We start from the raw sequence: 6,695 nt of genomic DNA, 5'->3' as shown, positions 1-6,695 counted from the left end.
AACCCTGGACTTCGAAACGCCGGCCGATAGGCTACAGAAGGTGTTGCGATGACCGGTTGAACCCACCCGCGCATTGCTGCCATTACAGAGAATGAACGCCTCCAATGGAGTGGCCGCAGCAGTGTATCGCTATTGCGACCACCTCCTCAATGCCGCTTGAAATACTGCACCTTCCGCTCATGCTTCTCCGCCGCTTCGCGGTTATCAAACGCGCCGAGATTGCGCCTCTTCCCTGTCTTTTTTGTCCGATGGCGGCGCGCTCGGTGCCCAGGCGGTCGACCAGAGCCCGCGCTTCGTCCCCCGACATGCCAGTGCGCACGGCCAGTTCCTCGACTGGTAGAACGTCGGTGCCGGTAATCTCCTTTGTTTGCGGCAGGGCTTCGTCGGCCGTCAGCGGCAGGGCGGCTTCCCTGTCGATCTCGAACGCGGCCTGGTGCCCATGGGGCTCGCGGTCGCCATGGGCGCCGCCCTCACCTGTCCGGCGAACACGACCCGCCCCAACATGCTTAACGCCGGAGCAGCTTGTCGTGTTACGATTGCCAGTCGGCATCCCTCAAGCCAACGCGGCTGCAAGTGCCGGCTCGTGGACCAAACATGCGGGCAAGCTGACGGCAGAAGATCTTCCCGCCGCAGAGCTTCGCAAAGCGAGGAGACGTTGATGAGCGCAAGGGGCCGATTTTTCCGTAACCTGGTGGCTGTCCTGTTTGCCGGTGTCTTCTGGGTGGATGCCGCCCATGCGCAGGATGCAGGGTGTACGTTCGAGCCGGTGGCCGGTACGTCCCGACAGATTCTGAGATGTCGGGACGGCCTTACCGTCATTGTGGAAGGTGGCGCTCGATTTACGCTGGAGGATCGCGATCGAAACGGCAGTCCCGATGCGGTCAGGTTGCGGCGCAAAGCGCTGCTGCTCGACGCTCCGGCCGGCGCGGTCCAGGGTGGCTTCGCGGTTATCACCCCGCAGGCGATCGCCGCGGTGCGAGGCACAAAATGGGCAGTCGACGTTGGCAATGGCAAGACGTCTGTTTTCGTCCTGAGAGGTCGCGTCGCCGTGCAAAGACCGGCATCCACCGCCGTCGTGGTTCTCGCACCGGGCGATGGCGTGGACGTCGGGGCCGGGACAGGTAAACTCATCGTCAAGCGCTGGCCCGCCAAGCGCGTTTCCGCGTTGCTGGCCCGTTTCGGCCTGTGAACTTGCCCAGTGAGCTTGCCCAATGAGCTTGCAATGAGCCGACGAGGGCTTCCGACGCTGATCGCGCTCATTCTGGCGGGTCTTTGGGGCGCCGGCCTGGGCTTCGCGCACTGGCACGGCAATTTGTGGTTTCTCGATCGCGTCGAGGCAACGATGACCGATCTTCGAACGCTTGTTCGAGGAACGGCAAAGCCGCCGGAGCTGATCACCATTGTCGCAATAGACGATGAAACGGTGCGGCGCGAGGGCAGCTATCCCCTCAGCCGCGCCACGCTCGCCCGAATCATCGATACGATAGAGCCGCTCGGGCCGAGAGCGGTTGCGCTCGACCTGCTGCTGGTCGACCCCGGGGCAAAAGACACTGACGAGGCGCTCGCGCGTTCGCTGAGCACGAGTAGAAGCGTAATCGCTGCAGCGGCGATCTACCCCGGAAGCAAACAATGGACGCTGGTCGTGGGCGAAGGCCCCCTCGCCAGCGTGCCGAATGCCGAGCGGTTCCTGTGGCCCCTGAAAGCGTTTTCGGACGCCGCCGCTGTCGGCGTCGTGAACGTGGGCACCGACAGGACGGGAACGCCCCGGTTCGTGCCGTTGCTGTTTCGGACCGGAGATCAGTTGCAAGCGTCCTTCTCCTTGCGTGTCGCCGCCATGGCGGCGGGAGCGGACCCTGGAATTGCGCCCGATGATCTATCGCTGGACGGACGGTCGATCCGAACGGACATAGGTCACATCCTGCCTCTGACATTCTATGGCCCGCGCGGTACGATCCGCACGATCAGCGCCGCGACGGTGCTGGAGGGCCAAATCGATCCCGGCGCTATCCGGGGTCGAATTGTCTTGATAGGAGCGACCGCAACCGGCACCGGCGATGTCTTCCCGACACCGTTCGATCCCATACTGCCGGGCGTCGAGGTCATGTCGACGGCGATTGCCCATCTGATGACCGGCGACGGAATCGTGCGCGACCAGAACGTTCGCCTTGCAGATGCGGGCTTCGCAGTGGCGCTACCCATGCTTCTTGTCGGCCTGTTAGCGTGGCGCCGAAACGCCATCGGCCTCGCGGCGGTCGCCGGCGTGGTCCTGATCTGGCTGGTGGTCAACATGACCGCTTTCCTGCACCATATCTGGCTGAGCGCCGCGCTGCCGATGACCGCTGCCGTTCCGCCGGCAATCCTGTTTGGGGCCGCGCAGCTTTGGCTGGGCAGGAGCCGGGCCCAATATTTCGCCACGCAGAGCCAATTGCTTCAACGCGTTGAAGCCCCAGGACTGGGGGCATGGCTCGCCAAGCATGGCGACTTCCTCTCGGAACCCGTCCGGACAGAAGCCGCCATCCTGTTCATCGACCTGTCCGGCTTCACCGGACTGAGTGAAACATTGGGACCGAGCGCCACCCGCGAACTCCTGAACAATTTTCATGCGTTGGTGGACAAGGAAGTGACAAGCTGTGGTGGCGTTGTCACGAGTTTCATGGGTGACGGCGCCATGATCCTGTTCGGCCTGCCGGAACCGGCGACAGACGACGCCTGCAATGCTGCCCGCTGTTGTGTCGGGCTCTCCAGCCGCACCAACGATTGGCTTGCCTCGTTGCCTGCGTCGACCGCATCCCGGATCGGCTTCAAGATTGGAGCGCATCATGGAACAATCGTGGCCTCTCGACTCGGCGGCGAAGGGCGTCAGCACATCGCGGCGATCGGCGACACCGTCAACGTTGCAAGTCGCTTGATGGAGATCGCCGCCGCCCAGAATGCCGAAGTGGCGGTGAGTGACGAAATGCTTGATGCCGCCGGTCGCGACTGCGCATTGTTCAAATCCGGTGCTTTAAGAGGACCTGTGGAGACACAGATCCGCGGGCGATCCGGCTCGCTTGCAATCTGGTTTTGGCAGAGTGCGCGGGCGCCGCAGTAGATCCGGCCCCGTGATCAATGGCGCGCCATAACAACGCCAGCACAGATACGCCGGCGCAAGAGCGGCTCAACGAGTGTACGCGAGACCAAAACGCAGCGTGAATCCTGAAGCCCAATGAGTTCCGGCTGTGCCGTCTGTGCTAGCCCGAAAACCTACGCTCACACGGCGCTGACGGAAGTAAGCCTGTAGCAGCTTTCGGCCCCCGCACGTAGACCGCGATCAAGACGTGCGCCGCCCTTTCCCCTTGAGGCTCCGCGCCGCCTGCTCAGCCGCCGCGCGATCATTGCCCAGCCTGTCCATCAACTCCTGCGCCTCGTCGCCCGATATGCCGGTGCGCACGGCCAGTTCCTCGACGGTCAGGACGTCGGTGCTGGCGATCTCGCTGGTTTGAGGCAGGGCGTCGTCGGCCGTCAGCGGCAGAGCGGCTTCCCTGTCGATTTCGGCCTCGGCCCGGTGCCAGTGATGCTCGGGATCGCCACCGCCTTCGCGCTCCCAGATCTGGTAAGCGCGCTTCTGGATCTTCTCGTGCCGTTCGTCACCCATCGTCATTCCTCCTTGGTGTCAGGGAAGAACGCCGCGCCGGCGCGAACGATCCAAAGATTTTGCGTGATCGAAATGGCCAGGGATCGCAAGCGGTTCAAGCAGCCCGCGCGCCCTACTCGCACTGGCGCCTCGGCCCGCCGGAATAGGGCTGGTAGCTGTTGTCCTCTGGACGGTAGGAGCGGTAGCGGCTGAAGCAGGATTCGACGTGATCGTCCGAAAGGTCGGCTGTTGCCACCAGGGGGCCGGCGCCGTCCCCGATATAGCTAACTTCGGCGGGTTGCTGCGCGGCCTGGTCGCCGGTGGCACTGGTTTCAAGATAGGGCGACACGCAGGGCCGCTGCTGGCCGCTGTAGGACATGTAGCTGTTGTCGTCCGGGTTGTAGGAGCGGTAGCGGTCGGCGCACCAGCTGATATGGGCAGCCGGCAGCGCAGCCTGCTGTTCGCCCGTGTCGGGCGCCACAGCGCTTGTTGTGGTCGGGTCGGGTGACTGCATCCTGGCGGCGGCGTCGGGCGCCGGGGGCTGCGCCGCGGCCACGCGCTCCAGGTCCTGCGCTGCCTTATCGACCTTTTGTGCGTCCTTGGTCCACAACTGCGAGACACTGTCGGCGGGCCTGGCCTGATGCACGGGCTTGGCGACAATCAGCCAGGCGGCGAAAGCCAGCCCGCTGGCAAAGACCGTAAGGGTCAGGACGAAGCCCGCGATCAGTGCCAAAGCCGCTTTCATCTCACACTCCTTGATCCCCAGCTAATAGAATGCGGAGCACCGGGACTGGTTCCAGCAGGCAAGCATTTGGCACGGGCCGGCATAGCGATGCGCAAGGGCGGCACGCCCCCTCAAACCGGCAGCGTCACCTTCATCGTCATGTCGTTCTCCGCCGCCAGCAGTGCTGCCACCATGTCCTTGTCGCCCTGGCGCTGCTGCAGATGGTCGCCACCAGCCGATCCAGCGAGAAAGCGCCGGCGCCGGTCATGGCCAGCACGAACATGCCGCCGGCGATTGCCAGGTCTTTTTCGAAATGCAGCAGTTCGTTCTGGCTGGCGAGGTTGGTGTGGAACAACAGCGCGGTTGCCAGGCAGAACATGCCGAGGCCGATGGCGCCGATGCGGGTGAACAGGCCGGTGGCGATTGCGAGCCCTGCCCCGAGTTGCAGCGCGATGGTGGCGACGAACAGCGGCACGGGCACGCCCATCGCAGCCATCGCTTTGGCCCCTGCTTGGAAATGGGTGGCGAGCGTCAGGCCTTCATGCAGGAAGATCACGGATAAGAGCAGGCGGGCGGCCAGCAGGGTTGCGTCGCGGAGGTGGTATTTTGAGGCGAGGCGGTGAAGCGTCGCGGCGTGGTCGATCATGGTCATGGTCTGGCTCCGGAATTTTGGCAACGGCAACCGCCGCACGCCAAGTCGGGCGCGCGAGGATTAAGCGCTAGCGAGTTGTGAGGAGCCGGCACGAGGGATCATGGTGCCGGCTGCGGCTTTTGGGCCAAGCCCTACTGCGTCACCTTGGTGTCGATGGCCTTTTGCAGGTCTTCGAGTTCCTCGCAGCCGGCGGGGCAGAGTTTTTGCAGCGAGGCCAGCTGTTCGTTGGCTTTGGCCATGTCGCCGGTCTCGACGTAGAGCTCGCCCAGATATTCGCGGGCGGCCTTGTGGTCGGGCTTCAGCTCCAGCGCCTTGTTGTAATAGGTCAGCGCAGTGGTGAAGTCGCCGGTCTTGCGCAGCGTGAAACCGAGCAGATTGTAGACGTCGGCCTGCTGGTTGTCCTGCGCGAGATCACGCAGATCGGCCAGCGCGCCCTTGTAGTCCTTGACCGCGATCTTGGCCTGGACGGCGGTGAGATCCGGCGCGTCCGTACCTTCGATATCGTCGACCGCATACGCCGGCATGATCGTTGCCACGGGAACCACGGTCAGCACGGCGATGGCGCCGAGCAGGCCGAACAGGGCGTTTCGGCCCAGATTGATCTGTCTCATTGTCTTTCTCGCTTTGTGTTTGAGCTAGCCGTTCAAATTTGGACCGGCGTGAAACCGTAGGCATTGCCGTCCTTGACGAAGACGCCGGTGCCGGGGAACGGGAAGTGCGAACCGGAAATGCGGATGTTGTCCGCGATCACCCGGTCGATGATCTTGTGGCGGGTGGCGATCGCCGTCGGCCCGTCCTGGTCGTAGGCCCCCTGCCACTCCGGATGCGGCGCCAAGAGGGCCGGCACATACATGGTGTCGGCCGAGATCATCAGCTGTTCCTTGCCGGAATTGGCGAGGTAGACCGAGTGGCCCGGCGTGTGGCCGGGTGCGGCGATGATCTGGATGCCGGGCACGACCTCGGCGCCGTCCTCGACCAGCTTCCAGTTCTTCCATTTCGGAAAATTTTCGGCGATGCGCTTGCCCGCCGGCTTGCGGCCCTCGGGCAGCTTGGCCAGCCGGCTGGGATCGGTCCACCATTTGTATTCGGTGGCGTTGACGATCAGCTCGGCATTGGGGAACACCGGCGCGTTGGTGCCCTTTTCCATCAGGCCCCAGACATGGTCGGGGTGGAAATGCGAGATCATGATGGTGTCGATCGCCTTGTAGTCGATGCCGGCGGCGGCCATGTTGGCCGGCAAATGCGTGGCGTTGGTCTGCCACTGGCCAACGCCCGAGCCGGCATCCATCATGATGAGCTTGCCGTTCATCTTGAGCACGACGACGGTGAGCGGGATCGGCATGAACTCGGTGGTCAGCCCTGCTTTGGCGAGTGCGGCCTTGGTGTCGTCGACCGAGACGCCCTTGATGAAGGCCGGGTCATGGGGCTTGCGCCAGATGCCATCATAGATGGCGGTGACCTCGATATCGCCGACCTTGTATCTGTAGAAGCCGACCGACGGTTCGACCGGCGTTTCGGCGAAGGCAGCCTGGGTGAATTCCAGTCTGCCGGCAAGACCGAAGGCGGCAGCAGTGAGCGTGGTTCCAAGTAATGTGCGACGTGTCACGCTGAACATGGTGATTTCCTCTTGTGAGTGGTGTCTGAAGTGGCGGAAGAGATGACGGAGAGCGCCGGCTCCCGTCCTGATGCGGCGGCGCCGCGGGATC

The 6,695-nt window shown here is 63.7% G+C and carries 8 protein-coding genes; 2 read left to right on the top strand and 6 right to left on the bottom strand.

Annotated features, from left to right (window positions below; all coding sequences use genetic code 11):
* Positions 1-82 precede the first annotated feature (82 nt).
* Positions 83-550: a hypothetical protein gene (locus tag ACWTU9_RS18500; RefSeq protein ID WP_455859521.1), complete on the bottom strand. Its 468-nt coding sequence runs from the start codon at positions 548-550 to the stop codon at positions 83-85.
* Positions 551-658: 108 nt separating this feature from the next.
* On the opposite strand from ACWTU9_RS18500, the gene ACWTU9_RS18495 reads away from it, so the two are divergent.
* Together ACWTU9_RS18495 and ACWTU9_RS18490 are read left to right on the top strand one after the other, a co-directional pair.
* Positions 659-1,189 (top strand): FecR domain-containing protein, encoded by a 531-nt coding sequence (locus tag ACWTU9_RS18495; RefSeq protein ID WP_455859520.1) that lies wholly within the window; start codon positions 659-661, stop codon positions 1,187-1,189.
* Positions 1,190-1,222: 33 nt separating this feature from the next.
* Positions 1,223-3,091 carry a CHASE2 domain-containing protein gene (locus tag ACWTU9_RS18490; RefSeq protein ID WP_455859519.1) on the top strand — a complete coding sequence of 623 codons (1,869 nt, stop codon included), beginning with the start codon at positions 1,223-1,225 and terminating at the stop codon, positions 3,089-3,091.
* Between the two features lie 219 nt (positions 3,092-3,310).
* On the opposite strand, the gene ACWTU9_RS18485 is transcribed toward ACWTU9_RS18490, so the two are convergent.
* The 5 genes from ACWTU9_RS18485 to ACWTU9_RS18465 all read right to left on the bottom strand — a co-directional run bounded on the left by ACWTU9_RS18485 (position 3,311) and on the right by ACWTU9_RS18465 (position 6,604).
* Positions 3,311-3,634 carry a DUF2934 domain-containing protein gene (locus ACWTU9_RS18485; RefSeq protein ID WP_455859518.1) on the bottom strand — a complete coding sequence of 108 codons (324 nt, stop codon included), beginning with the start codon at positions 3,632-3,634 and terminating at the stop codon, positions 3,311-3,313.
* 112 nt (positions 3,635-3,746) lie between these two features.
* Complete coding sequence (locus ACWTU9_RS18480) at positions 3,747-4,358, bottom strand: BA14K family protein (RefSeq protein ID WP_455859517.1); 612 nt, start codon at positions 4,356-4,358, stop codon at positions 3,747-3,749.
* A 136-nt stretch (positions 4,359-4,494) separates the two neighbouring features.
* Positions 4,495-4,989: a DoxX family protein gene (locus tag ACWTU9_RS18475; protein ID WP_455859516.1), complete on the bottom strand. Its 495-nt coding sequence runs from the start codon at positions 4,987-4,989 to the stop codon at positions 4,495-4,497.
* A gap of 131 nt (positions 4,990-5,120) precedes the next feature.
* Positions 5,121-5,600 carry a tetratricopeptide repeat protein gene (locus tag ACWTU9_RS18470; protein ID WP_454577406.1) on the bottom strand — a complete coding sequence of 160 codons (480 nt, stop codon included), beginning with the start codon at positions 5,598-5,600 and terminating at the stop codon, positions 5,121-5,123.
* 32 nt (positions 5,601-5,632) lie between these two features.
* Positions 5,633-6,604, bottom strand: coding sequence for an MBL fold metallo-hydrolase (locus ACWTU9_RS18465; RefSeq protein WP_455859515.1), 972 nt, complete (start codon positions 6,602-6,604; stop codon positions 5,633-5,635).
* Positions 6,605-6,695 lie beyond the last annotated feature (91 nt).

This window comes from Mesorhizobium sp. 128a (assembly GCF_053848025.1).
The sequence above is the reverse complement of the archived record's forward strand: the minus strand, read 5'-3'. Positions and strand labels throughout refer to the sequence as shown.

Coding starts and splice junctions, on each gene's coding strand:
- ACWTU9_RS18500 (WP_455859521.1), bottom strand. CDS start 550: ATGCCGACTGGCAATCGTAACACGACAAGCTGCTCCGGCGTTAAGCAT.
- ACWTU9_RS18495 (WP_455859520.1), top strand. CDS start 659: ATGAGCGCAAGGGGCCGATTTTTCCGTAACCTGGTGGCTGTCCTGTTT.
- ACWTU9_RS18490 (WP_455859519.1), top strand. CDS start 1,223: ATGAGCCGACGAGGGCTTCCGACGCTGATCGCGCTCATTCTGGCGGGT.
- ACWTU9_RS18485 (WP_455859518.1), bottom strand. CDS start 3,634: ATGGGTGACGAACGGCACGAGAAGATCCAGAAGCGCGCTTACCAGATC.
- ACWTU9_RS18480 (WP_455859517.1), bottom strand. CDS start 4,358: ATGAAAGCGGCTTTGGCACTGATCGCGGGCTTCGTCCTGACCCTTACG.
- ACWTU9_RS18475 (WP_455859516.1), bottom strand. CDS start 4,989: ATGACCATGATCGACCACGCCGCGACGCTTCACCGCCTCGCCTCAAAA.
- ACWTU9_RS18470 (WP_454577406.1), bottom strand. CDS start 5,600: ATGAGACAGATCAATCTGGGCCGAAACGCCCTGTTCGGCCTGCTCGGC.
- ACWTU9_RS18465 (WP_455859515.1), bottom strand. CDS start 6,604: ATGTTCAGCGTGACACGTCGCACATTACTTGGAACCACGCTCACTGCT.